At 60.9% G+C, this 21,168-nt stretch carries 20 protein-coding genes; 7 read left to right on the plus strand and 13 right to left on the minus strand.

The features are described 5' to 3' along the window. Positions 1–5: 5 nt before the first annotated feature. Both SGN16_RS28865 and ubiA read left to right on the plus strand, forming a co-directional pair. A complete protein-coding gene (locus tag SGN16_RS28865) occupies positions 6–569 on the plus strand; it encodes a chorismate lyase (RefSeq protein ID WP_335944952.1) in 564 nt (187 codons plus the stop codon). Next, positions 569–1,459 carry a 4-hydroxybenzoate octaprenyltransferase gene (ubiA, locus tag SGN16_RS28870; RefSeq protein WP_210642069.1) on the plus strand — a complete coding sequence of 297 codons (891 nt, stop codon included), beginning with the start codon at positions 569–571 and terminating at the stop codon, positions 1,457–1,459. Before SGN16_RS28865 ends, ubiA begins: the two co-directional genes overlap by 1 nt. 89 nt (positions 1,460–1,548) lie before the next feature. Here ubiA and SGN16_RS28875 read toward each other — a convergent pair whose 3' ends face one another. Next, on the minus strand, positions 1,549–1,932 hold the full coding sequence (locus SGN16_RS28875) for a hypothetical protein (RefSeq protein ID WP_335944953.1): 384 nt from the start codon (positions 1,930–1,932) through the stop codon (positions 1,549–1,551). 152 nt (positions 1,933–2,084) lie between these two features. Between SGN16_RS28875 and phoB the strand changes: the two genes are divergently transcribed. From phoB to SGN16_RS28890, 3 genes are all read left to right on the plus strand, one after another. Beyond that, on the plus strand, positions 2,085–2,774 hold the full coding sequence (gene phoB / locus SGN16_RS28880; protein WP_003177195.1) for a phosphate regulon transcriptional regulator PhoB: 690 nt from the start codon (positions 2,085–2,087) through the stop codon (positions 2,772–2,774). Between the two features lie 81 nt (positions 2,775–2,855). Further along, the gene (phoR, locus tag SGN16_RS28885) at positions 2,856–4,142 is read left to right on the plus strand and encodes a phosphate regulon sensor histidine kinase PhoR (RefSeq protein WP_335945058.1); all 1,287 of its coding nucleotides are present in this window, start codon (positions 2,856–2,858) and stop codon (positions 4,140–4,142) included. A gap of 123 nt (positions 4,143–4,265) precedes the next feature. Beyond that, positions 4,266–5,606 carry a hemolysin family protein gene (locus SGN16_RS28890; RefSeq protein WP_210642072.1) on the plus strand — a complete coding sequence of 447 codons (1,341 nt, stop codon included), beginning with the start codon at positions 4,266–4,268 and terminating at the stop codon, positions 5,604–5,606. A gap of 124 nt (positions 5,607–5,730) precedes the next feature. On the opposite strand, the gene SGN16_RS28895 is transcribed toward SGN16_RS28890, so the two are convergent. The 8 genes from SGN16_RS28895 to SGN16_RS28930 all read right to left on the minus strand — a co-directional run bounded on the left by SGN16_RS28895 (position 5,731) and on the right by SGN16_RS28930 (position 16,576). Continuing rightward, positions 5,731–6,627 (minus strand): M23 family metallopeptidase, encoded by an 897-nt coding sequence (locus SGN16_RS28895; protein WP_210642073.1) that lies wholly within the window; start codon positions 6,625–6,627, stop codon positions 5,731–5,733. A 240-nt stretch (positions 6,628–6,867) separates the two neighbouring features. Further along, positions 6,868–7,827 (minus strand): response regulator, encoded by a 960-nt coding sequence (locus tag SGN16_RS28900; protein WP_210642074.1) that lies wholly within the window; start codon positions 7,825–7,827, stop codon positions 6,868–6,870. Between the two features lie 167 nt (positions 7,828–7,994). After that, positions 7,995–8,756 carry a phosphate signaling complex protein PhoU gene (phoU, locus tag SGN16_RS28905; protein ID WP_025216204.1) on the minus strand — a complete coding sequence of 254 codons (762 nt, stop codon included), beginning with the start codon at positions 8,754–8,756 and terminating at the stop codon, positions 7,995–7,997. A gap of 105 nt (positions 8,757–8,861) precedes the next feature. Then, complete coding sequence (gene pstB, locus SGN16_RS28910; RefSeq protein WP_003177189.1) at positions 8,862–9,695, minus strand: phosphate ABC transporter ATP-binding protein PstB; 834 nt, start codon at positions 9,693–9,695, stop codon at positions 8,862–8,864. A gap of 164 nt (positions 9,696–9,859) precedes the next feature. After that, positions 9,860–11,530: a phosphate ABC transporter permease PstA gene (gene pstA / locus SGN16_RS28915; protein WP_210642075.1), complete on the minus strand. Its 1,671-nt coding sequence runs from the start codon at positions 11,528–11,530 to the stop codon at positions 9,860–9,862. Positions 11,531–11,545: 15 nt separating this feature from the next. Beyond that, a complete protein-coding gene (locus tag SGN16_RS28920) occupies positions 11,546–13,831 on the minus strand; it encodes an ABC transporter permease subunit (protein WP_210642076.1) in 2,286 nt (761 codons plus the stop codon). A 208-nt stretch (positions 13,832–14,039) separates the two neighbouring features. Continuing rightward, positions 14,040–15,038, minus strand: coding sequence for a phosphate ABC transporter substrate-binding protein PstS (locus SGN16_RS28925; RefSeq protein ID WP_335944954.1), 999 nt, complete (start codon positions 15,036–15,038; stop codon positions 14,040–14,042). A 239-nt stretch (positions 15,039–15,277) separates the two neighbouring features. Beyond that, complete coding sequence (locus SGN16_RS28930; protein ID WP_335944955.1) at positions 15,278–16,576, minus strand: MFS transporter; 1,299 nt, start codon at positions 16,574–16,576, stop codon at positions 15,278–15,280. Positions 16,577–16,964: 388 nt separating this feature from the next. On the opposite strand from SGN16_RS28930, the gene SGN16_RS28935 reads away from it, so the two are divergent. Continuing rightward, a complete protein-coding gene (locus SGN16_RS28935; RefSeq protein ID WP_003177184.1) occupies positions 16,965–17,369 on the plus strand; it encodes an acyl-CoA thioesterase in 405 nt (134 codons plus the stop codon). A 57-nt stretch (positions 17,370–17,426) separates the two neighbouring features. After that, positions 17,427–18,326: a D-hexose-6-phosphate mutarotase gene (locus SGN16_RS28940; protein ID WP_210642079.1), complete on the plus strand. Its 900-nt coding sequence runs from the start codon at positions 17,427–17,429 to the stop codon at positions 18,324–18,326. 133 nt (positions 18,327–18,459) lie between these two features. Here SGN16_RS28940 and SGN16_RS28945 read toward each other — a convergent pair whose 3' ends face one another. The 4 genes from SGN16_RS28945 to purE all read right to left on the minus strand — a co-directional run bounded on the left by SGN16_RS28945 (position 18,460) and on the right by purE (position 21,023). Further along, positions 18,460–18,996: a DUF3299 domain-containing protein gene (locus SGN16_RS28945; protein WP_210642080.1), complete on the minus strand. Its 537-nt coding sequence runs from the start codon at positions 18,994–18,996 to the stop codon at positions 18,460–18,462. 89 nt (positions 18,997–19,085) lie between these two features. Next, complete coding sequence (locus SGN16_RS28950) at positions 19,086–19,331, minus strand: GlsB/YeaQ/YmgE family stress response membrane protein (RefSeq protein ID WP_003196372.1); 246 nt, start codon at positions 19,329–19,331, stop codon at positions 19,086–19,088. A 105-nt stretch (positions 19,332–19,436) separates the two neighbouring features. Next, positions 19,437–20,519: a 5-(carboxyamino)imidazole ribonucleotide synthase gene (locus tag SGN16_RS28955; protein WP_335944956.1), complete on the minus strand. Its 1,083-nt coding sequence runs from the start codon at positions 20,517–20,519 to the stop codon at positions 19,437–19,439. Positions 20,520–20,531: 12 nt separating this feature from the next. After that, positions 20,532–21,023: a 5-(carboxyamino)imidazole ribonucleotide mutase gene (purE, locus tag SGN16_RS28960; protein ID WP_003187060.1), complete on the minus strand. Its 492-nt coding sequence runs from the start codon at positions 21,021–21,023 to the stop codon at positions 20,532–20,534. Positions 21,024–21,168: the final 145 nt, after the last annotated feature.

The following is a 21,168-nucleotide window of genomic DNA, read 5'->3' on the forward strand; positions in this document are numbered from 1 at the left end:
CCTCTGTGCCGCATACAAATTCGATATTTCCTACACTCCAATGGCTGCCTCAGCCCCTGCTGTCGCCCCGCCCCGATGCCTGTGCGCTCGACTGGCTGTTCGACGAAGGTTCGTTGACTCGGCGCCTGACGCGCCTGTCGAACGATCACTTCAGCGTGACGCCGTTGTTCGAAGGCTGGCAGCCGTTGCGCGCCGACGAATGCACCGCGCTGGACCTGGCCGAGGGCAGCGAGGGCTGGGTTCGCGAAGTGTATTTGCGCGGCCACGGCCAGCCTTGGGTGTTCGCCCGCAGTGTGGCGGCGCGCAGTGCGTTGCAAGGCGATGGCTTGCAGATGGATGAATTGGGTAGCCGCTCCCTGGGGGAGCTGCTGTTTTGCGACCAGGCGTTCCAACGCCGGGCTATCGAGGTTTGCCATTACCCCGAGGCATGGCTGCCGGCAGACGTACGCGCCCGTGAGCTGTGGGGTCGCCGTTCGCGCTTCGATCGCGGTGCGTTGAGCGTGCTGGTGGCGGAAGTTTTCCTACCCCGTCTGTGGTCCGTCGCCCGCGCCTATTCGGAGAATTGCTGATGTACGTGCAACTGCTCAAATCCTTGAACCGCCTGAACCCGCGGGCCTGGGACTTCGTGCAACTGACTCGCATGGATAAGCCCATCGGCATTTACCTGCTGCTGTGGCCGACCCTGTGGGCCTTGTGGATTGCCGGTGAAGGTTCGCCGTCTGTCGCCAACGTGGTGATTTTCGTCCTCGGCGTGGTGCTGACTCGCGCTGGCGGTTGTGTGATCAACGACTGGGCCGATCGCAAGGTGGATGGCCACGTCAAACGCACCGAACAGCGCCCGCTGGTAAGCGGCAAGATCAGTTCGAAAGAGGCACTGGTGTTCTTCGCCGTGCTGATGAGCGTGAGTTTCCTGTTGGTGCTGTGCACCAACGCGCCGACCATCCTGCTGTCTCTCGGCGGGCTGGCGCTGGCGTTCAGTTACCCGTTCATGAAGCGCTACACCTACTACCCGCAAGTGGTGCTGGGGGCGGCGTTTTCCTGGGGGATGCCGATGGCGTTCACCGCCGAGACCGGCCATTTGCCGGCGGCTGCGTGGCTGCTGTACATCGCCAACCTGCTGTGGACGGTAGGCTACGACACTTATTACGCAATGACCGACCGGGACGATGACTTGCGGATCGGGGTGAAGTCCACGGCGATCCTGTTTGGCGATGCCGACCGGGTGATCATCCTGACGCTGCAAGGCCTGGCCCTGGCTTGCCTGCTATTGGCCGGGTCGAAATTCCACCTGGGCGGCTGGTTCCACCTGGGGCTGGTGGCCGCTGCCGCGTGCTTCGCCTGGGAGTTCTGGTACACCCGTGGCCGCGACCGGATGCGCTGCTTCCAGGCGTTTTTGCACAACCATTGGGCCGGTTTGGCGATTTTTGTGGGGATTGTGCTGGATTACGCGTTGCGCTGAGGCCCATCGGTCTCCAAGCCGCTACTTTGTGGCGAGGGGATTTATCCCCTCGCCACAGAGGATCTGTCGCTTAACGTGGTGAAAACCTGTTAATCAGGCTTGGCGACCTTCCAGGCGCCGCCCATCAAGCCGTCACCGTTCTTTTCTCCGGCTTTTGTGTCCTTCACAAAGGTGTATAGCGGCTTGCCATCGTAAGCCCACTGCTTCGTACCGTCGTCACGGTTGATCACCGTCCATTCGTCCATCGGCTTGTCGCCGCTTTCAGCCTTGAGCGGTGGCCAGTTGGCTGCGCATTTGTCGTTGCACATCGACTTGCCGCCCGAGTCTTTGCCAAACGTATACAGCGTCATGCCTTTGTGATCGGTGAACATACCGTCTTTTACCATTGCAGGCTCAGCAGCGAATGCCGACGCCGGTAGCGCCAAGGCAACGGCAATTCCCAGAACCTTGATGGATTGGGTGAAGTAATTCATGGAAACCTTCTTTTGTGGTTGTCAGGATTCGGACTAAAAAGCGTAGCCTAGGATCCCCTTCACTGCCGGGCGATGAAATAACTGTCACACGACTGCAATAATTCCGTTATCTAATGCGGCGCAAGACAGTTAAATGACAAGAGGATTACCCCATGGTTGGCAGGAGCATTCTGATCGTCGACGACGAGGCGCCCATCCGCGAGATGATTGCCGTCGCGTTGGAGATGGCCGGCTATGACTGCATGGAAGCAGAGAACTCTCAACAGGCCCACGCCATCATTGTCGACCGCAAGCCCGACCTGATTCTGCTGGACTGGATGCTGCCTGGCACCTCGGGCATCGAACTGGCGCGGCGCCTCAAGCGCGATGAGCTGACCGGGGATATTCCGATCATCATGCTCACCGCCAAGGGCGAAGAGGACAACAAGATCCAGGGCCTGGAAGTGGGCGCGGATGACTACATCACCAAGCCGTTTTCTCCCCGCGAACTGGTTGCGCGCCTGAAGGCCGTGCTGCGCCGCGCCGGGCCAACCGATGGCGAAGCGCCGATTGAAGTCGGTGGCCTGCTGCTGGACCCCATCAGCCACCGCGTGACCATCGACGGCAAACCCGCCGAGATGGGCCCGACCGAATACCGCCTGCTGCAATTTTTCATGACCCACCAGGAGCGCGCCTACACTCGCGGGCAACTGCTGGATCAGGTCTGGGGCGGCAACGTCTATGTCGAGGAGCGCACCGTGGATGTGCACATCCGCCGCCTGCGCAAGGCCCTCGGCGATGCCTACGAGAATCTGGTACAAACCGTGCGCGGCACCGGCTATCGTTTCTCCACCAAGGCCTGACCCGAGCCCTTACCGCCCGACAAGCTGACAAGGACGCGTGTTCAATTGAATCAAAACTGGCATGGCACCCTGATTCGCCACATGTTGCTGCTGGTGACCGGCTGTCTGGTGATCGGCTTGATCAGCGGCTATTACGGCTGGAGCCTGGCCGCAGGGCTGGGGCTTTACCTGGCCTGGACCCTCAAGCAATTGCTGCGCCTGCACGAATGGCTACGCCTGCACCAACCCGATGAAGCGCCGCCCGACGGCTATGGCCTGTGGGGTGAGGTGTTCGACAGCATCTACCACCTGCAACGACGCGACCAGCGCGTTCGCGGGCGCCTGCAAGCGGTAATCGACCGGGTCCAGGAATCCACGGCTGCGCTGAAAGACGCCGTGATCATGCTCGACAGCGATGGCAACCTGGAATGGTGGAACCGCGCCGCCGAGACCCTGCTGGGCCTCAAGACGCCACAGGACAGCGGCCAGCCGGTGACGAACCTGGTGCGCCATCCGCGCTTCAAGGAATATTTCGAACAGGGTAATTACGCCGAGCCGCTGGAGATTCCCTCCCCGACCAATGATCGGCTGCGCATCCAGCTGTACATCACGCGCTATGGCAACAATGAACACTTGATGCTGGTGCGGGACGTGACGCGTATCCATCAACTGGAACAGATGCGCAAGGACTTCATCGCCAACGTTTCCCACGAACTGCGCACGCCATTGACGGTGATCTGCGGTTACCTGGAAACCCTGCTCGACAACGTCGAGGAGGTGAACCCGCGCTGGACCCGGGCCTTGCAGCAAATGCACCAGCAAAGCGGGCGCATGCAGACCTTGCTCAACGACTTGCTGCTGCTGGCGAAGCTGGAAGCCACCGATTACCCGTCGGACAACCAACCGGTGCCCATCGACGATCTGCTGCAAACCATCACCGAAGATGCCCAGGAACTGTCCGGCCCCAAGCAACAGACCATCACGCTGGAAGCCGACCCATCCGTGCAGCTCAAAGGCAGCGAGGCGGAACTGCGCAGTGCGTTTTCCAACCTGGTGTTCAACGCGGTCAAGTACACGCCGGAGAAAGGCCAGATCCGCGTTCGCTGGTGGGGCGATGAGCAAGGCGCGCATTTGAGCGTGCAGGATTCAGGCATCGGCATCGACAGCAAACACCTGCCGCGCCTGACCGAACGCTTCTACCGCGTCGACTCCAGCCGCAACTCCAACACTGGCGGTACCGGTTTGGGCCTGGCGATCGTGAAGCACGTTTTGTTACGTCACCGCGGACGCATGGAAATCAGCAGCGTGCCTGGCCACGGCAGCACGTTTACCTGCCATTTCGCCCCGGCGCAGGTGGTTCGCGCACGCCTGGCCAGCCCCGCCGATTGATACCGGCTGGCACTCCCCCCTAGGCAACCGCCGAGTCAGCCGCTACATTGGCTGACTTGTGCCTGCCTTTTCAGGTACTCATTTCTAACCTTTACGAATATACGGAACCCGCAAAACTCCATCATGGACCCTTCCCCTGGCTTGTCCCTCGTTACACTCTTCGCCGAATTCGGCATGATTCTTTTTGCTCTGATCCTGGTTTTGCTCAACGGTTTTTTCGTTGCGGCCGAATTCGCCATGGTCAAGCTGCGCTCGACCCGGGTCGAGGCCATCGCTGAGAAAAACGGCTGGCGCGGGCACATCCTGCGCACCGTTCACAGCCAGCTCGACGCTTACCTGTCGGCCTGCCAGCTGGGTATCACGCTCGCCTCCCTGGGCCTGGGCTGGGTCGGTGAACCGGCGTTCGCCCACATCCTCGAACCGCTGTTGGGCGCAGTCGGCGTCCAATCGCCGGAAGTGATCAAGGGCGTGTCGTTCTTCACCGCGTTCTTCATCATTTCGTACCTGCACATCGTGGTCGGTGAGCTGGCGCCCAAATCCTGGGCAATCCGCAAACCCGAGCTGCTGTCGCTGTGGACCGCCGTGCCGCTGTATCTGTTCTACTGGGCCATGTACCCGGCGATCTACCTGCTCAACGCCAGCGCCAACGCCATCCTGCGCATCGCCGGCCAGGGCGAGCCCGGCCCGCATCACGAGCATCATTACAGCCGTGAAGAACTGAAGCTGATCCTGCACTCCAGCCGTGGCCAGGACCCCAGCGACCAAGGCATGCGCGTGCTGGCCTCGGCCGTGGAGATGGGCGAGCTGGAAGTGGTGGACTGGGCCAATTCCCGGGAAGACCTGGTGACGCTGGAGTTCAATGCGCCGCTCAAGGAGATCCTGGCGATGTTCCGTCGCCACAAGTTCAGCCGTTATCCGGTGTATGACAGCGAGCGCCAGGAGTTCGTCGGCCTGTTGCACATCAAGGACCTGCTGCTGGAGCTGGCGGCCCTGGATCACATTCCCGAGTCGTTCAACCTGGCCGAACTGACCCGGCCGCTGGAGCGCGTGTCGCGGCACATGCCGCTGTCGCAGTTGCTGGAGCAGTTCCGCAAGGGCGGTTCGCACTTCGCCCTCGTCGAGGAAGCCGACGGCAACATCATCGGTTACCTGACCATGGAAGACGTGCTGGAAGTGCTGGTGGGCGACATCCAGGACGAACACCGCAAGGCCGAGCGCGGCATCCTGGCCTACCAACCGGGCAAGCTGCTGGTACGCGGCGACACGCCGCTGTTCAAGGTCGAGCGCCTGCTGGGTATCGACCTGGACCATGTCGAAGCCGAGACCCTCGCCGGGCTGGTCTATGAAACCCTCAAGCGGGTGCCGGAAGAGGAAGAAGTGCTGGAAGTCGAAGGCCTGCGGATCATCATCAAGAAGATGAAAGGGCCGAAGATTATTCTGGCGAAGGTGTTGATGCTCGATTGAGGCGTTGATTCCAGATCAGCGTCGCTCCCACAAGCGTGGTACGTCGACCACACTCGTTATGTGCTTCGGCGCAAATCAATGTGGGAGCGAGCTTGCTCGCGATGGCGTCAGCCCAAACAACACTTTACTGCTTGCCCAACGCAAAGTTGGGCAACTCCCCCACCGGTTGATTGAACTGGTAGGGAATCGACACCAGCCCCAACCCGGTATTGCGCTGCACCACAAAATGCAGGTGCGGGCCGGAACTGTTGCCGGTATTGCCCGACAACGCCAGCGGCGTGCCCACCACTACCCTTTGTCCTTCGCGCACACTCACCGAGCCTTTCTGCAAGTGCAGGTAGACGCCCATGGTCCCGTCATCGTGCAGCACCCGCACGAAGTTGCCCGAGGGGTCATCCCCACGGCCGGTCTGCGCATTTTCGGTCTTGATCACCACGCCGCCGCGCGCCGCGATGATCGGCGTGCCTTCGGGCATGGCGATGTCCATGGCGTAGCGGTTTTTCGGCCCGTAGTGGCTGTACTGGCCGTTGGCACCCTGGCTCAGGCGGAACGGCCCTCCTTGCCATGGCAGCGGGTAACGATAGGCCTGTGCCGAGCCTGCAGGGTCGCCCAGGGAGTATTCGAACCTCGGGGTGTATACCAGCGGCCTGCCGGGCTGCGTGGCCGTGAGCAGCGCCAGGCGCAGATTGCTGCGCGCCGGCAGTACCCGACGAATCGGCCGGCTTGGCGCGCCGCTCACATTACGCAGCCCGGCAAAACTCAACTCGATCTCCACCGGCGCGTACAGGTCGTTGCGCACGAACACCGCGTCCGCGCCCTTTTGCTTCTTGATATCGAGAAAGACCTGCCGCTCCAGGCGCTCGACCATGCGGTCGCGGAACACGAACACCTGGGCGCCCCGACTGGGACGGTCACTGTAGGACACCACGCCATTGGCGTCGGTGGATTTATAGATCGTCATGGCCATGGCCGAAGTGGAGGCCAGGACCAGACCGCAGGCGAACAGCAGGGGCGCGAGCATGGGCAAAGGTTCTGTCGAAAAGTGAAGGCCTGCACAGCAGCCTAGCAGCTGGGATGGACCAGCGTAGTCGACGGATGTTTCAAAATGGGTGGGCAGATGGTGCTTTGCTGGGGCTGCTGGCCCCATCGCGAGCCAGCTAGCTCCCACATTTGATCGGCGTGAACCCTGAATTCAGGTTCGACTCAGATCCCCTGTGGGAGCGAGCTTGCTCGCGATAGCGGACTGGCAGGCGCCGCCGTATCAGGCACCCGGTACGAAGTGTTTCTGCGCCGTGCCGCGGGCGATCAGGCGGGAGATGTAGTCGAGTTTCTGCGGGTCTTTGTCGACGAAGCGGAACGTCAGTTGCAGCCATTCGCTGTCGGGCGTCTGCTCGTGGGCGACGATGGCGTGCAGGTAGCCATTGAGACGGGCGGTTTCGGCGTTGTCGCCCTGTTCCATGTCCAGCACTGCGCCTTCGAGCACTTGTGGCAAGGTATCGGTGCGCTTGACCACCAGCAGCGCTTCCTTGAGGCTCAGGGCCTTGATCACGCATTGCTGGGTGCCGCTGGACAGGCGCAATTGGCCCTGGCCACGGTTGGCGGCTGGTGCGGAGGCAGCCGGAGCCTTGACGGGCGGGCTGTTGAGCAAGCCACGGGCCGGGGCCGCAGCGGCGGGTGCAGGCGCTGCGGCAGCGGCCGGCTTGGCGAAGGGGTTCGCCGCAGGTGCCGAAGCGACAGCGGCAACCGGAGCCGCCTTACCACCGGTCAAGGCGCTGAGGGAATCATTGCCGAACGCCGAATTCATTTTGGTCGGGGCACTGTTCATCAAGGTGTCGAGCTTGCCAACCTTGTGCAGCGCCTGCTTGACCTTGCCCAGCAACTGTTCGTTGGTGAACGGTTTGCTGACATAGCCGGAAACGCCGGCCTGAATCGCCTGGACAACGTTTTCCTTGTCGCCGCGGCTGGTGACCATCACGAACGGCATGCCCTTGAGGGAGTCTTGCTGGCGGCACCAGGTCAGCAGTTCCAGGCCAGACATTTCCGGCATTTCCCAATCGCACAGCACCAGGTCGAAAGCTTCACGGGCCAGTATGGACTGGGCTTTCTTGCCATTCACGGCATCTTCGATGCGGATGCCCGGGAAGTAGTTGCGCAGGCACTTCTTCACCAGGTCACGAATGAACGAAGCATCGTCCACGACCAACACACTGACCTTACTCATCCAGATACACCTCTAAAAAATCCCGGCAAGCATACCGCTTTTGCTGATGGCATATTGCCAAAAACCTTCAGTCACGCCGGTACTTTTCGTTCGCGGGGTGCTGCTGTCGATTAAAAAAAATCCAAAAAAAAGCCCGACCAGAAGGCCGGGCGCTTTTCTTGGCAATCTTACTTATCGTCAGTTTCGCCCGGAACATTAGCAGTTTCGGACAGGGTGCCCTCAACTTCTTCCTTCATGCGCTTGAGCCCCAAGTGCCGCACATCGGTGCCGCGCACCAGATAGATCACAAGTTCCGAGATGTTGCGCGCATGATCGCCGATACGCTCCAGGGAACGCAGCACCCAGATGATGCTCAGTACCCGGGAAATAGACCGCGGGTCTTCCATCATGTAGGTCGCCAGCTCGCGCAGGGCGGTCTTGTATTCGCGGTCGATGATCTTGTCGTACTGGGCCACCGACAACGCCAGGTCGGCGTCGAAACGAGCAAAGGCGTCCAGCGCATCGCGCACCATGTTGCGCACCTGGTCGCCAATGTGGCGAACTTCGACGTAACCGCGCGGCGCTTCACCCTCTTCGCACAACTGGATGGCCCGGCGGGCGATTTTGGTGGCTTCGTCGCCGATCCGCTCCAGGTCGATCACCGACTTGGAGATGCTGATGATCAGGCGCAGGTCGGAGGCGGCCGGCTGACGACGGGCCAGGATGCGCAGGCATTCCTCGTCGATGTTGCGCTCCATCTGGTTGATCTGGTCGTCGATCTCGCGCACTTGCTGCGCCAGGCCAGAATCGGCCTCGATCAGCGCGGTCACCGCATCGTTGACCTGCTTTTCCACCAGCCCGCCCATGGCCAGCAGGTGACTACGCACCTCCTCCAGCTCGGCGTTGAACTGGGCGGAAATGTGGTGAGTAAGGCCTTCCTTCGAAATCATCTTGTTCGCTCCGCGAAAGTTGCAAGCTTCAAGCTGCAAGCTTCAAGCAGTTAAATGTTGATCCGGATCGCACCGCCTCTGTCTTGCGGCTTGCAGCGACCTCGACTAGCCGTAGCGACCGGTGATGTAATCCTCGGTCTGTTTCTTGGCCGGATTGGTGAACAGGGTATCGGTGTCGCCGAACTCCACCAGTTTGCCCATGTACATGAACGCGGTGTAGTCCGAAACCCGCGCCGCCTGTTGCATGTTGTGGGTCACGATGACGATGGTGAACTTGGACTTGAGCTCGTAGATCAGCTCTTCGACTTTCAGCGTCGAGATCGGGTCCAGAGCTGAGCAAGGTTCGTCGAGCAGCAATACTTCCGGCTCCACGGCGATGGTGCGGGCGATCACCAGACGCTGCTGCTGACCACCGGACAAGCCCAGTGCCGATTCATGCAGGCGATCCTTGACTTCGTCCCACAGCGCCGCGCCCTTGAGGGCCCACTCCACCGCTTCGTCGAGGATGCGCTTCTTGTTGATGCCCTGGATGCGCAGGCCGTAGACCACGTTCTCGTAAATGGTTTTCGGGAACGGGTTGGGCTTCTGGAACACCATGCCCACGCGACGACGCAGCTCGGCCACGTCTTCGCCCTTGCGGTAGATGTTGTTGCCGTAGAGGTTGATTTCACCCTCGACGCGGCAGCCGTCCACCAAGTCGTTCATGCGGTTGAACGTGCGCAACAAGGTCGACTTGCCGCAACCCGACGGGCCGATGAATGCGGTAACGCGCTGCTTCGGGATGTTCAGGCTGACGTCATACAGCGCCTGCTTCTGGCCATAGAACAGACTCAGGCCAGGCACTTCGATGGCGACAGTTTCCTGGGCCAGGTCCAGGCTCTGCTTGTCGCGGCCCAGGGCCGACATATTGATGCCGCGTGCTTGTACTTCGTGTTGCATGGGAGGCTCCCTGTGCTAACAAATTCGGTTCGGAACGCCTTTGTGGCTGCTCCATAAAATTCCAGTGAACATCGATCAGTGTGGGAGCCAGCGTGCTCGCGAAGGGGGCATCAAGGCCGCCAAAAAGCTTCGCGAGCAAGCTCGCTCCCACAGGATCCGGACCATCAGCTATCCAGTGCCTTGTACTTCTCGCGCAGGTGGTTGCGAATCCACACCGCCGACAGGTTCAGCGTAGCGATCACCAGCACCAGTAGCAGCGCCGTGGCATACACCAGCGGTCGCGCCGCTTCGACGTTCGGGCTCTGGAAGCCCACGTCATAGATGTGGAAGCCCAAGTGCATGATCTTCTGGTCCAGGTGCAGGTACGGGTAGTTGCCGTCCAGCGGCAGCGACGGGGCCAGTTTCACCACGCCCACCAGCATCAGCGGCGCCACTTCACCCGCAGCGCGGGCCACGGCGAGGATCATGCCGGTCATCATCGCCGGGCTCGCCATGGGCAGCACGATTTTCCACAACGTCTCGGCCTTGGTCGCGCCCAAGGCCAGGGAGCCTTCACGCACGGTCCGCGGGATCCGCGCCAGGCCTTCTTCGGTGGCCACGATCACCACCGGCACCGCCAGCAGCGCCAAGGTCAGGGAGGCCCAGAGCAGGCCCGGGGTACCGAAGGTCGGCGCCGGTAGGGCTTCGGGGAAGAACAGGCGATCCACCGAACCACCCAGCACATAGACGAAGAAGCCCAGGCCGAACACGCCGTAAACAATGGCCGGTACGCCTGCCAGGTTGTTCACCGCAATGCGGATCAGGCGGGTCATCGGCCCTTGGCGGGCGTACTCACGCAGGTACACCGCCGCCAGCACGCCGAATGGCGTCACGATCATCGCCATGATCAGGGTCATCATCACCGTACCGAAAATTGCCGGGAAGATCCCGCCTTCGGTGTTGGCTTCACGGGGATCGTCGCTGAGAAATTCCCAGACCTTGCTGAAATAGAAACCGAGCTTGGTAAAGGTGCCCATGCTGTTCGGCTGGAAGGCGTGCACCACTTTGCCGATGCCGATTTCCACTTCCTTGCCGTTGGCATCGCGAGCGGTCAGGCTGTCGCGGTTGAACTGCGCGTGCAAGTCAGACAGGCGCGCTTCGATGTCTTTGTAACGGGCATTGAGCTCGGCGCGTTCGCTTTCCAGGTCGGCTTGGGCGGCGGCATCGAGCTTGCCGTCCAGCTCCAGCTTGCGACCGTGCAGGCGAATGCGCTCCAAGCCGGCGTTGATGGCGCCGATATCGACTTTTTCCAGAGTCTTGAGCTCGGCGGCCAACTGGTTGACGCGCTGTACGCGAGCCTGCAGTTGCGGCCAGGCGGCCTCGCCCTCGGCGATGACCTTGCCGTCTTCCTTGACGTTGACCAGGTAGCCGTAGAAGTTGCCCCACTCACGACGCTCGATGGCCATCAGTTCCGGCGGCGTGGTCTGATTGGTCAGCCAGTCGCCGACGATCCAGGTGAAGTCAGTCCCGTTCAAGTCCCGGTTGCCAACCTTGACCAGCTCGCGGGTCATGAACTCCGGACCTTCATCCGGCACCGGCAGGCCAGCACTTTTCAGGCGCTCGCGAGGCACTTCTTCTTTCTGCACCACTTCGCCGACCACCAGGTGCGCAGGCATGCCTGGCACGTTGTAGCTGGCGTGGATCAGGTCCGCCGGCCAGAAGTGGCCCAGGCCGCGCACGGCAATTACTGCCAGCAGGCCAATGGTCATGATGACCGCGATGGACACTGCGCCACCGCTGATCCAGACGCCGGGGGCGCCGCTCTTGAACCATCCTTTCAGGGAGTTCTGTTTCACAGACTTCTACCTTTCTTAAAGCGCCGAATATTTCTTGCGCAGACGCTGACGGATCAGCTCGGCGAGGGTGTTCATGACGAAGGTGAACAACAGCAGCACCAGCGCCGACAGGAACAGCACGCGGTAATGGCTGCCGCCGACTTCCGATTCGGGCATTTCCACCGCCACGTTGGCCGCCAGGGTGCGCAGGCCTTCGAACAGGTTCATTTCCATGACCGGCGTGTTACCGGTGGCCATCAGCACGATCATAGTCTCGCCCACCGCACGGCCCATGCCGATCATCAGCGCCGAGAAGATGCCCGGACTGGCGGTAAGGATCACCACGCGGGTCATGGTCTGCCATGGCGTGGCACCGAGGGCCAGAGAACCCAGGGTCAGGCCGCGTGGCACGCTGAACACGGCGTCTTCGGCAATGGAGTAGATGTTCGGGATGACCGCGAAGCCCATCGCCAGGCCGACCACCAGGGCGTTGCGCTGGTCGTAGGTGATGCCCAGGTCATGGGAGATCCACATGCGCATGTCACCGCCGAAGAACCAGGCTTCCATGTACGGGCTCATGTACAGCGAGAGCCAGCCGACGAACAGGATCACCGGGATCAGCATCGCGCTTTCCCAACCTTCCGGCACCTTGAGGCGGATGGATTCAGGCAGGCGGCTGAAGACGAAACCGGCTACCAGGATGCCAATCGGCAGCAACATCAACAGGCTGAAGATGCCCGGCAAGTGCCCTTCGACATAGGGCGCCAGGAACAGGCCGGCGAAGAAACCGAGGATCACCGTCGGCATCGCCTCCATCAGCTCGATCACTGGCTTGACCTTGCGGCGCATGCCCGGGGCCATGAAGTAGGCGGTGTAGATCGCTGCGGCAACCGCCAGCGGTGCAGCCAGCAGCATTGCGTAGAACGCCGCTTTCAAGGTACCGAAGGTCAGCGGCGAAAGGCTCAGCTTGGGTTCGAAATCGGTGTTGGCGGCGGTCGATTGCCAGACGTATTTAGGCTCGTCGTAGTTTTCGTACCAGACCTTGCTCCACAACGCGCTCCACGAGACTTCCGGGTGCGGGTTGTCCAGCGTCAGCGGTTGCAGCTTGCCGCCCTGCTCCACGATCAGGCGGTTGGCCCGGGGCGACATGCCGAACAGGCCCTGGCCATCGACCACTTGATCCACCAACAAGGTGCGGTGCGCAGTGCTGTGGAACACGCCGAGCTTGCCGGCGGCATCGAGGGCAACGAAACCTTTGCGACGTTCTTCGGCAGTGATCTCAACGATTGGCGTGGTGCCCATCTGGAAAGTACGAATCTGTTTGAAGCGCAGCTCGCCGTCCGGATCGCGGGCCATGAACCACTGGGCCAGGCCGCCCTTGGAGTCGCCGATGATCAGCGAGATCCCGCCCACCAACTGGGTGGCGGCGGTGACTTGGGCTTCGGCGTTTTCCAGCAATTTGTAACGACCGTTGAGGCTCTTGTCCCGCAGGCTGAACACGTCGGCCTGGGCACGTCCGTTGACCACGTACAGCCATTGCTGGCGCGGGTCGACGAAGATGTTTTTCACCGGCTCGGTCATCTGCGGCAGCTCAATGCGCGTCTGCTCGCTGGTGACTTCACCGGTCATCATGTTTTCTTCGCTGGTGAGCGACAGTACTTGCAACTGCGCACCGCTGGAACCGGCCAGCAGCAGGGTTGAATCGGTGGCGTTGAGGCTGACATGCTCCAAGGCGGCGCCTTGCTCGTTCAACGCGATCGGCGCTTCGCCATAAGGATATTCGACGGCAGGCGAGATGGTTTTCTTGCCATCCGGGTAGCTGACTTTATAGGTATGACGGAATATCAGGGCCTGGCCATTGGACAGACCGATCGCCACCAGCGGGCTGCCGGGCTGATCTTCGCCAATGGCGGTCACACTGGCGCCGGCTGGAATCGGCAGGTCGACTCGGCGCAGTTCGGCACCACTGGTGATGTCGAAAAACAGCGCCTGCCCCTTGTCGGAAACCCGCATGGCAACCTGGTTCTGCTCTTCGATGGCAATCATCAGCGGCTTGCCGGCGTCTTGCATCCAGGCCGGGCTGATCGGGTCCTTGGCGGTCAAGTCCGCGCCTTGGAACAGCGGTAGCACCACATAAGCCAGGAAGAAGAAAATCAACGTAATGGCGGCCAGGACGGCCAGACCGCCGATCAAGACGTACCAACGGGTCAGGCGATCCTTGAGCGCACGAATACGGCGCTTGCGTTGAAGCTCAGGCGTATTGAAGTCAATGCGCTTGGGAGGGGAAGTCGTAGTCATTGTGGAGTTGGCCAGATCATTCATGCGCACACCCTAGCGATCCTGTATGACAGAAAGATGACAATGCAGTGACGCAACAAATCCGCCGCCGGAGGGAACCGGCAGCGGACAGGAATTTGGGACTGTGGGACGGCTTACTCGCGAAGTCAGTCAACAACCCTGTTGAATGCACTGACCTCTTCGCGAGCAAGCCCGCTCCACAGGAGTCCGGACTTCGGCCCGGGCTCAGGTATTACTTCTTGACGACGCTGCCGCCTTCTTGCAGACCCAGGTCAGCCAGTGCCTTGGCGGCCACCTTGGCTGGCAGTGGGATGTAACCGTCCTTGACTACAACTTCCTGGCCTTGCTTGGACAGGACCAGCTTCACGAACTCAGCTTCCAGCGGGGCCAGAGGCTTGTTCGGCGCCTTGTTGACATAAACGTAGAGGAAGCGCGACAGCGGGTACTTGCCGTTCAGGGCGTTTTCTTCGGTGTCTTCGATGAATTCAGTGCTGCCTTTCTTGGCCAGGGCCACGGTCTTCACGCTGGCGGTCTTGTAGCCGATGCCCGAATAACCGATACCGTTCAGCGAAGAGCTGATCGACTGCACGACCGAAGCCGAGCCTGGTTGTTCGTTGACGTTTGGCTTGTAGTCGCCTTTGCACAGGGCTTCTTCCTTGAAGTAGCCGTAGGTGCCGGATACCGAGTTACGACCGAACAGTTGAACCGGCTTGTTGGCCAGATCGCCGGTCACACCCAGGTCGCCCCAGGTTTTCACATCGGCTTTAGCGCCGCACAGACGAGTCGACGAGAAGATCGCATCGACCTGTTCCATGGTCAGGTGCTGGATCGGGTTGTCTTTGTGCACGAATACCGCCAGGGCGTCCACGGCCACCGGGATAGCCGTTGGCTTGTAGCCATACTTCTGTTCGAAGGCTTGCAGCTCGTTGTCCTTCATCTTGCGGCTCATCGGGCCCAGGTTAGAGGTACCTTCGGTGAGCGCAGGTGGCGCGGTGGAAGAACCGGCAGCCTGAATCTGGATGTTTACGTTCGGGTATTCTTTCTTGTAGTTCTCGGCCCACAAGGTCATCAGGTTGGCCAGGGTATCGGAGCCGACGCTGGAGAGGTTGCCCGAAACACCAGTGGTCTTGGTGTAGCTCGGGATCGCAGGGTCAACAGCGGCAACCGCGTTGGCAGTCGCAACGCCAGCAGCGACAAAAGTCATTGCCGCCATCAAACGCTTCAGTTTCATGCCTTACTCCTAGCAGATAGGGTGTGTTAAGTCGGCCAAGTATCGGTAAGCCGTGTGAACACTCTATTGCTGAAATATGACAATTGGATGAAAGGCCAGCATTGAGTTTTGCAAGATGATTCATGCGGACCCAATCGCGAGCAAGCTCGCTCCCACAGGGGATTCGCGGTGAACGCAACATCCATGTGGGAGCGTGCCTGCTCGCGATGAAGCCAGTGCAGTCAGTAAAAGATTCGGACCTAGCGCCCCTTCTTCCAGAGATAACCACCCACCGCAATCCCGATGCCGCAGATCACTGCCACGTAATATGCCGGCCCCAGTGAGCTTTCCTTGAGCAGCAGAGTGACGATCATCGGGGTCAGGCCGCCGAAGATCGCATACGCCAGGTTGTAGGAGAATGACAGGCCGCTGAAGCGCACCACTGCCGGGAATGCCTTGACCATGACATAAGGCACCGCGCCGATGGTGCCCACCAGCAGCCCACTCAGGGCATAGAGCGGGAACAGCCATTCGGGGTGGTCGAACAGGCTGTGGTAGAACGTCCAGGAGGTGATCAGCAGCAAGGTGCTGCCAAACACGAAGACCCGCCCGGCACCGAAACGGTCCGCCAGTACGCCGGAACCGATGCAGCCAAAGCTCAGGAACACGATCGCCAGGCTGTTGGCCTGTAATGCCGTGGTCGGGCTGAAGTGATACACCGTCTGCAGCACCGTCGGGGTCATCAGGATGATCACGATGATGCCGGCCGACAGCAACCAGGTCAGCAGCATCGAAATGGCGATGGCGCCGCGATGATCACGCAGCACGGCCCGCAGTGGCACTTCTTCAGCCAGGGCCTTGCGCAGTTGCAACTCGGCGAACACCGGGGTTTCGTGCAGCCAGCGGCGCAGGTACACCGAGAACAGCCCGAACACACCGCCCAGCAGGAACGGAATCCGCCAGGCGTAATCCGCTACTTCCACCGGTGTATAAATGCTGTTGATCGCGGTCGCTACCAGTGAGCCCAACAGGATCCCTGCCGTCAGGCCACAGGTAAGGGTGCCGCAGGCGTAGCCGATGTGGCGCGCCGGAACATGTTCGGAAACGAATACCCAGGCCCCCGGCACTTCACCGCCAATGGCCGCCCCCTGGATCACCCGCATCAGCAACAGCAGGATCGGCGCCCACATGCCGATCTGTGCATAGGTCGGCAGCAGGCCCATGATCAGGGTCGGCACGGCCATCATGAAAATGCTCAAAGTGAACATTTTCTTACGCCCCAACAGGTCGCCGAAGTGGGCCATGATGATCCCGCCCAGTGGCCGGGCCAGGTAACCGGCGGCAAAAATACCGAACGTCTGCATCAAGCGCAGCCATTCGGGCATCTCGGCAGGGAAGAATAATTTGCCGACCACGGTGGCAAAGAACACAAAAATGATGAAATCGTAGAATTCCAGCGCACCGCCCAGCGCAGACAGTGACAAGGTCTTGTAATCGTTGCGGGTCAGCGGACGGGCCGGTTGTGCAGGCGTCGCTGTGCTCGAAGGCGCAGTGGTCATGGCAAGGGCTTCTCTTATTGGTCAGTTCTGCGCAACCCGACAGCGCGGGTTGGGGCCTGCGGCCTGTGTGGCGAGTCCGGCACGATAGCAAATTGTTCGAAAAAACACATAGAGGCGCGTAATTGACCGTCGAAATCAGAACCGAGTGGTCGTCTCGACGTCTATCGCCCGATATACTCGCAACTTTGCAACACTCTGTAGGGGGTTGCTGTGCGAAAACGTCGTTGGTGGCGTAGTACCAGAACCAGCCGGTTTCGCAGAGTTTCCCTTTGGCACGCCTTTACGAAAAACGTGACGAACGTAGCATGTTCGGGCTGAATCGTTTTTTACAAAGACGGCTATTCACCTGAAGCACAAGACAGCGTTACGGGTCAGAGGCACCCCCGGCATGATAGAGCTCGAACAAGAAGATCCAATCCCGCAAGGCGACCTGGCCCTGCAAATCACCGCGCTCCCTCGCGAGACCAATGGCTTTGGCGATATTTTCGGCGGCTGGCTGGTGTCCCAGATGGACCTGGCTGGCACCGCAATGGCCAGCAAAGTGGCTGGCGGACGCGTGGCCACCGTGGCGATCGATCGCATGGCGTTCCTGGTACCGGTGGCGGTGGGTGCGCAGTTGTCCTTTTATACCCAGGCGCTGGAAATCGGCCGCAGCTCGATCCAGATGATGGTCGAGGTCTGGAGCGACGACCCGCTGTCCAGTGAGTGGCGCAAAGTGACCGAGGCGGTATTTGTCTTCGTCGCCATCGACGGCAGCGGTCGCACCCGCTCGGTTCCGCCGCGCGCTCGTTAAACACGCCGGCCGTTTTGCGGTCCATTGCAGTCCCTGTTCCCGAGCGAGATTTGCAAGATGCCTACGCCCAACGTCGAAGCCGTCAAACTGGATGAACTGAACGCTTGGCGTATCCGCCACGGTCAGGCCGAGTTGCTGGTGGCCCAGCAAGGCGCGCACATCCTCAGCTATCAAGTGGACGGCCAGCCGCCGCTGATCTGGCTCAACGACCAGGCCACATTCAAGGCCGGCAAGAGCATCCGCGCCGGCGTGCCGGTGTGCTGGCCGTGGTTCGGCAATCTGACGCGCAACCCCGACAGCGTACAAGCCATGCGCGTGACCAACGACCCGGCCACGGCCCACGGGTTGGTTCGAGCGATGGATTGGGAGTTGAAGGGCATCGAAGCCGAAGGCGAAAGCCTCAAGGTGGAGTTCGTGCTGCCCTATCCTGAAAACGGCCTCTCGGGCTGGCCCCATCAGGTGGACCTGACGCTGACCATCGTCATGGACGCGCAGTTGCACATCAGCCTCACCAGCCATAACCGCGGCAGCGAAAGCGTCAGCCTCAGCCAGGCGCTGCACAGCTATTTCGCCGTCAGCGATGTGCGCAATGTGCATGTCGAAGGGGTGGATGGCTTGAGCTACGTCGAGACCCTGGACGACTGGAAAACCGTCACCCAGGCCGGCGACCTGCACTTTACCGGCGAAACCGACCGCATCTATCTCAATACCCCGCCGCGACTGAGCATCGTCGACCCGCAGTGGGAACGACGGATCGAACTGACCAGCAGCGGCTCGCGCTCGGCGGTGATCTGGAACCCCTGGACCGAGCGTGCCAAGGCCTTCAGCGACATGGCCGACGATGGCTGGCAGCGCATGCTGTGCATCGAGACAGCGAATGTGATGGACGATGTGGTGACGCTGCTGCCGCAGGCCAGTCATACCTTGGGTGTGAGCATCGGCAGCAAGCCGCTCTAACACTGCACAATCCATGTGGGAGCGAGCTTGCTCGCGATAGCGGACTGACCGTCAACATCAGCTTCGACTGATACACCGCCATCGCGAGCAAGCTCGCTCCCACATTGGGATTTGTGTCAAGCCAACCGGCCTATTACAAATCCGCCTCCTGCACCACCCTCACTTTCTCCGCCTCCAGCGCATATGCCGCGCTGGCCAGGTCGTTGTCGACCTTTTCGATCTTCAGCGTGCCAGTCACCCAAAGCGGTGTGTAGATGTCGTCCAGCTTCAGGCCTTTGGGATAGCGCACCAGCACCAGTTGATTCGGTGGCGGTGGCGGGACGTGGATGCAGGCGCCAGGGTAAGGCACCAGGAAGAACAGCGTGCTACGGCCCTTGGCATCGCTTTCAAGGGGCACGGGGTAACCGCCGATGCGAATGTGCTTGTCGTTCATCGACGCCACGGTCTTGGTCGAATACATCACCGCAGGCAAACCCTTGCTTTGCTTCAGGCCGCCTTTCTCGGTGAAGGTGCCATTGGCTTCGGGGGAATTGTGGTCGATCTCGGGCATGGCCTCGAGGGCTTTCTGGTCCGACTTGGGCATCAGTTCGAGCCAGTCGGTTTCCGGCAGCTCGGCGGCGTGGGCCAGGCCACTGCCCAGCAAAAGAAGGGTCAACATTAGACGGCGCATGAAAGGGCTCGGCAATGAGTAGGAAGTGCAACGCCGGGCATTCTAGCCCCCTCTGCGCGCCACGCAGAGAGGGCTTTGTCGCATTTGAATCAGTTTCTTTTGATCAGGCCGTAGATCACCAGCAACACCACCGCACCCACCAGTGCACCGATGAAGCCAGCGCCTTGGCCAGCCTGGTAGATGCCCAGGGCCTGGCCGCCGTAAGTGGCTGCCAACGAACCGCCGATACCGAGCAGGATGGTCATGATCCAGCCCATGCTGTCATCGCCCGGTTTCAGGAAGCGCGCCAGCAGGCCGACGATCAGGCCGATAAAGATGGTTCCAATGATTCCCATGGCATTTCCCTCTGGTTGAATAACTAGGGCCAAATCCAGTCGGATTTGGCGCCTAGCTAATCAGAGAAGTTGGCCGACGAATGGTTCCACCGATATTCCAGACTATTACTCGGCGATCAACGTCTCGACCTTGATGATCTGCTGGGCCAGCGTGGCCCGGTCAGCGCAACGCAGGTTGGCGTGACCGACCTTGCGCCCGGCCTTGAACGCCTTGCCATAGTGATGCAAATGGCAGTCGGCAATCGCCAGGACTTTCTCGCTGTCCGGGACCCTGCCGATGAAGTTGAGCATCGCGCTTTCACCGACCTTGGCGGTCGACCCCAGCGGCAGCCCGGCCACCGCCCGCAGGTGGTTTTCGAACTGGCTGCACTCGGCGCCTTCGGTGGTCCAATGCCCGGAGTTGTGCACCCGAGGCGCGATTTCGTTGGCCTTGAGGCCGCCGTCCACTTCGAAGAACTCGAACGCCATCACGCCGACATAGTCGAGCTGCTTGAGCACCCGGCTGGAATAGTCCTCGGCCAGGGCCTGCAACGGATGATCGGTGCTGGCGACGGACAGTTTGAGAATGCCGTCCTTGTGGGTGTTGTGCACCAGCGGGTAGAAACGGATTTCACCATCGCGGGCCCGTACGGCGATCAGCGAGACTTCGCCGGTGAACGGCACGAAACCTTCCAGCAGGCAGGCCACGCTTCCGAGCTCGGCAAACGTGCCAACCACGTCTTCAGGGCTGCGCAAGACCTTCTGGCCCTTGCCGTCGTAACCCAGGGTGCGGGTCTTGAGCACGGCCGGCAAACCGATGGATGCGACAGCGGCGTCCAGGTCAGCCTGGGACTGGATGTCCGCAAAGGCCGGCGTGGGAATACCCAGGTCCTTGAACATGTTCTTTTCGAACCAACGGTCACGGGCGATGCGCAAGGCTTCGGCACTCGGGTAGACCGGGACGAACTGGGACAGGAAGGCAACGGTTTCAGCCGGGACGCTTTCGAACTCGAAGGTCACCAGATCGACTTCATCGGCCAATTGGCGCAGGTGGTCCTGGTCGCCGTAGTCGGCTCGCAGGTGTTCACCCAGCGCCGCAGCGCAGGCGTCCGGCGCCGGGTCCAGGAAAGCGAAGCTCATCCCCAGCGGCGTACCCGCCAGGGCCAACATGCGACCCAACTGGCCGCCACCGATTACACCGATCTTCATTCGTCAACAACCTCAGGCAATGCGTGGGTCTGGATTGTCCAGGACGCTGTCTGTCTGTTCAGCGCGGAATTTTTTCAGCACGGTATGAAATTGTGGATGCTTGGCACCCAGGATGCTCGCCGAGAGCAGGGCCGCGTTGATCGCACCGGCCTTGCCGATGGCCAGGGTCGCAACCGGGATGCCAGCCGGCATCTGCACGATCGACAGCAGCGAATCGACGCCCGACAGCATCGACGACTGTACCGGCACGCCCAGTACCGGCAGGTGGGTCTTGGCCGCACACATGCCTGGCAGATGGGCCGCGCCCCCGGCACCGGCGATGATCACCTCGATGCCACGGGACTCAGCCTCTTCGGCGTACTGGAATAGCAGGTCCGGGGTACGGTGGGCGGAGACCACTTTCACCTCATAAGGGATGCCGAGCTTTTCCAGCATATCGGCGGTGTGGCTAAGGGTGGACCAATCGGACTTGGAGCCCATGATCACGCCAACCAGTGCACTCATCGTCGTGCCTCTTCTCTCTGGGCGCCCGCAGGCGCGTCAAAAAACAACAAGCCACGCAGGAAACCGGCGTGGCTTGTTGTACGAATTATGGCCGGGCAAGCCGACCGAAGGCCGGGCAGTATACCGAAAATGGTGCGTTAAACGC

Source organism: Pseudomonas sp. G166, assembly GCF_037027455.2.
Taxonomy (GTDB): Bacteria; Pseudomonadota; Gammaproteobacteria; order Pseudomonadales; family Pseudomonadaceae; genus Aquipseudomonas.

Excerpts from the sequence above, each read along its gene's own strand:
- SGN16_RS28935 (WP_003177184.1), top strand. The coding sequence starts at position 16,965 with ATGATAGAGCTCGAACAAGAAGATCCAATCCCGCAAGGCGACCTGGCC.
- SGN16_RS28930 (WP_335944955.1), bottom strand. The coding sequence starts at position 16,576 with ATGACCACTGCGCCTTCGAGCACAGCGACGCCTGCACAACCGGCCCGT.
- phoU (WP_025216204.1), bottom strand. The coding sequence starts at position 8,756 with ATGATTTCGAAGGAAGGCCTTACTCACCACATTTCCGCCCAGTTCAAC.
- SGN16_RS28950 (WP_003196372.1), bottom strand. The coding sequence starts at position 19,331 with ATGGGAATCATTGGAACCATCTTTATCGGCCTGATCGTCGGCCTGCTG.
- purE (WP_003187060.1), bottom strand. The coding sequence starts at position 21,023 with ATGAGTGCACTGGTTGGCGTGATCATGGGCTCCAAGTCCGATTGGTCC.
- SGN16_RS28925 (WP_335944954.1), bottom strand. The coding sequence starts at position 15,038 with ATGAAACTGAAGCGTTTGATGGCGGCAATGACTTTTGTCGCTGCTGGC.
- SGN16_RS28920 (WP_210642076.1), bottom strand. The coding sequence starts at position 13,831 with ATGAATGATCTGGCCAACTCCACAATGACTACGACTTCCCCTCCCAAG.
- SGN16_RS28900 (WP_210642074.1), bottom strand. The coding sequence starts at position 7,827 with ATGAGTAAGGTCAGTGTGTTGGTCGTGGACGATGCTTCGTTCATTCGT.
- SGN16_RS28890 (WP_210642072.1), top strand. The coding sequence starts at position 4,266 with ATGGACCCTTCCCCTGGCTTGTCCCTCGTTACACTCTTCGCCGAATTC.
- SGN16_RS28895 (WP_210642073.1), bottom strand. The coding sequence starts at position 6,627 with ATGCTCGCGCCCCTGCTGTTCGCCTGCGGTCTGGTCCTGGCCTCCACT.
- phoB (WP_003177195.1), top strand. The coding sequence starts at position 2,085 with ATGGTTGGCAGGAGCATTCTGATCGTCGACGACGAGGCGCCCATCCGC.
- SGN16_RS28875 (WP_335944953.1), bottom strand. The coding sequence starts at position 1,932 with ATGAATTACTTCACCCAATCCATCAAGGTTCTGGGAATTGCCGTTGCC.
- ubiA (WP_210642069.1), top strand. The coding sequence starts at position 569 with ATGTACGTGCAACTGCTCAAATCCTTGAACCGCCTGAACCCGCGGGCC.
- SGN16_RS28955 (WP_335944956.1), bottom strand. The coding sequence starts at position 20,519 with ATGAAGATCGGTGTAATCGGTGGCGGCCAGTTGGGTCGCATGTTGGCC.
- pstB (WP_003177189.1), bottom strand. The coding sequence starts at position 9,695 with ATGCAACACGAAGTACAAGCACGCGGCATCAATATGTCGGCCCTGGGC.
- SGN16_RS28940 (WP_210642079.1), top strand. The coding sequence starts at position 17,427 with ATGCCTACGCCCAACGTCGAAGCCGTCAAACTGGATGAACTGAACGCT.
- SGN16_RS28945 (WP_210642080.1), bottom strand. The coding sequence starts at position 18,996 with ATGCGCCGTCTAATGTTGACCCTTCTTTTGCTGGGCAGTGGCCTGGCC.
- phoR (WP_335945058.1), top strand. The coding sequence starts at position 2,856 with ATGTTGCTGCTGGTGACCGGCTGTCTGGTGATCGGCTTGATCAGCGGC.